This is a genomic window from Streptomyces sp. WAC06614 (assembly GCF_003949795.1).
GTDB lineage: Bacteria > Actinomycetota > Actinomycetes > Streptomycetales > Streptomycetaceae > Streptomyces.
Window position 1 is genome coordinate 1 of record NZ_RPRY01000547.1, and the last position, 2,706, is coordinate 2,706.

Annotated in this window: 3 protein-coding genes and 1 pseudogene; 1 reads left to right on the forward strand and 3 read right to left on the reverse strand. The window is 73.6% G+C overall.

The features are described from left to right. Positions 1-68 precede the first annotated feature (68 nt). Positions 69-674, forward strand: coding sequence for a hypothetical protein (locus tag EF918_RS34460; protein ID WP_125652806.1), 606 nt, complete (start codon positions 69-71; stop codon positions 672-674). Positions 675-837: 163 nt separating this feature from the next. Here EF918_RS34460 and EF918_RS34465 read toward each other — a convergent pair whose 3' ends face one another. The 3 genes and pseudogenes from EF918_RS34465 to EF918_RS34475 all read right to left on the reverse strand — a co-directional run. Next, the gene (locus tag EF918_RS34465) at positions 838-1,287 is read right to left on the reverse strand and encodes an ATP-binding protein (protein ID WP_260610964.1); all 450 of its coding nucleotides are present in this window, start codon (positions 1,285-1,287) and stop codon (positions 838-840) included. Positions 1,288-1,588: 301 nt separating this feature from the next. Beyond that, positions 1,589-2,578, reverse strand: coding sequence for an acyl-CoA dehydrogenase family protein (locus EF918_RS34470; RefSeq protein ID WP_125652805.1), 990 nt, complete (start codon positions 2,576-2,578; stop codon positions 1,589-1,591). Positions 2,579-2,586: 8 nt separating this feature from the next. Further along, positions 2,587-2,706, reverse strand: a pseudogene (locus EF918_RS34475) (acyl-CoA dehydrogenase); the annotation flags it as partial.

The window sequence follows — 2,706 nt, forward strand, 5'->3', positions numbered from 1 at the left end:
GCACCAGCGCGAGCACGACGAGCGTCGGCAGGCAGCCGCCGGCCCGGCCCCGGCGTTCCGGCGGCTGCCTGCCGACGCTCGTCGTGCTCGCGCTGGTGCTCGGCGGCGGCTACGCGGCGTCCAAGGTGTTCGGTGACAAGGACTCCACCACGTCGGGCAAGTCCCCGTCCGCCTCCGCCTCCCCGTCGAAGAACACCTCCAGCTCCTGGCAGGTCGGCGACTGCGGCGGACCCGACCCCGACAACAAGCCGGACGGGTACAAGGCCTTCAAGTGCTCCGACTCCGGGGCCACCTTCAAGGCCCTGGAGATCAAGGAGGCCGGCATCCTGCCCGGTTCGATCCAGTGCCCGGCCGGCACGGACCTGATGATCAAGGTGAGCATCTCCTACGGCTCGTCGAAGACGGGCGGGATCCCCACCAACACCGTGTGCGGCCGGAACCTGTCCGGCGACCACCCCGGTGACGCGGGGGCCGGCGGCGGCCAGCTGGTGAAGGGCGACTGCGTCACCGACCAGGCGAAGGAGGTGCCGTGCGCCTCCGCCGGGAAGAACGCGTACAAGGTGCTGGACCTGGTCAAGTCCAAGGACCAGTGCCCCTCCGGCACCACCGAGCCGATGCAGCTGACCCTGTCCGTCGGCCGTCCCTTCGACGTGATCTGCGCGGCGGAGGTGTAACCCGCCGGGTTCTGTGGGTGGCGGCGCGGTCGTGCGCGCCCCGAGCGCGGCACGGCAGCCGCCACCCCACGACCCGCACTCGTCAAGGTCGACCCTTGGCGTCCCCTCGCGACGAATCGTCCACTCCAGGGTGATCAACGCATGACGGTCCGTCAACACCTCGTTAGAGGTACACGTGCGGTTCCCTGGCCGGGCCGGATTTCTCGGCGAGCTGCGCGCAGTCCTTGCGGGCCCGGTCGATCTCGCACCAGATCCGCTTGCCGGCGCCCTCGCGCTGCCAGCCCCAGCGGTCGGCGAGGCCGACCACCAGCTCCAGGCCGCGCCCGCCGGTGTCCTCACCGGAGGCGTGCCGGGGGGCGGGCGGTCGGTCGCTGGCGTCGGCCACCTCGACCCGGACGCCCGGGCCGCCGAGGAGCATGCGCAGGACCGCCGGACAGCCCGTGTGCACCACGGCGTTGGTGACGAGCTCCGAGATCAGCAGGACGAGCGTCTCGGCGAGCGGCTCGTCGTCCCCTATGCCCGATCCCGCCAGCCGGGAACGCGCCCATCGGCGGGCCCGGCCGACCTCCGCGGGATCGGGCCCTACCTCCAGCTGAACCTGAAGCACCTGCACCGCTCACACCATCCGAACCGGCGGACACTTCGCCTCGCGACAGATGAGGATCACGGTCCGTGACCCCCTTGTGGAGCAGCATGGTTGACATACAGTCACCAGAACAAGCGCTTCGGGCATATTCCAGCGCGAAGGAGTAGGCGTGGTGCATACTGTGCGACGCCCTCGACGCTGAACCACTCGCACCGGGGGAGCGTACCGGAGCGTGTCCGTGACTCCCCTGCGTAACGAGTCGGGGCGAAGGACACGAAGCGATATCAACTCTCCGTCATCGGACTTGTGTCCCCTCCCGTCCCAGCCGTCACTCCAGCGCCCATGCCTCCGCGGAGGCCTCCGCCTCCCGTCCGAGGGCGGCCGCGAGGGCCTCCTCCGCCTGCGCCGCCGTCAGCCACTGCTCGGCCCGTAGCCAGGCCCGCTTGAGGTGCAGGTGGACATCGGCCTCCCAGGTGAACCCCATACCCCCGTGCACCTGGAGGCAGTCCCGGGCGTTGCGTACGGCGGCCTCGTCGGCCAGCAGCTTGGCCCCCGCCGTCTCCGCCGCGTCGCCGGTGACCGCCGCCGCGTAGAGCGCCGTACGGGCCAGTTCGGCGCGGACCAGCATCTGCGCGCACAGGTGCTTGACCGCCTGGAAGGAGCCGATGGGCCGGCCGAACTGCTCCCGCCGGCCGGCGTGCTCCACCGCCAGCTCGGTGGTCCGCAGGGCGCTGCCCACCTGGAGCGCGGCGGTCAGCAGCACCCCCTCGCCCCGGTACCCGGCCGGCAGCCCTCCTCCACCCGCCCCGTCCGCCCCGTCCGCCCGACCGAGCGGAGTGAGCGGGTCCACCGACGCCACGGCCACGGCCCCGACGCCCGGCCCGGCCGCCGCCGCGGCCGGGCCGGGCCCGCGCCCGGGCCCGCCGAGGACGGTGTCCGCCTCGGCCGGGTAGCTCAGCAGGCCGTTCCCGAGGTCGTACGCGGTGACCAGCGTGCGGCCCTCCGCCGCCCCCGGCACGGTCCCGGCGGCCAGCCAGGTCGCCACCAGCGGCCCCGGCAGCAGGGCCCGGCCGGCCTCCTCGAAGACGAGGACCGCCTCCGGCAGGCCCAGCCCGACCCCGCCCGCCTCCTCCGGCAGCCGGAGCGCGAAGAACCCGGCGTCGCCGAGCTCCCGCCACAGCCCCCGGTCCACCACCGGCGCACCGCCCTCGGCGGCCGCCACGGCCGCGCGCAGCGCCTCGCGGCCGAAGCGGGCGGCCAGCAGCTCGCGCACGCCCGCCCGCAGGGCCCGCTGGTCCTCGGTCGGCTGGAAGTCCACGGCAGCCCTCACCCGCCCTTCGGGAGGCCGAGGATCCGCTCGGCGACGATGTTCTGCTGGATCTGCGAGGTGCCCGCGGCGATGGTGTACGACAGCGAGGACAGCCGATCGGCCACCCAGCCCCCGCC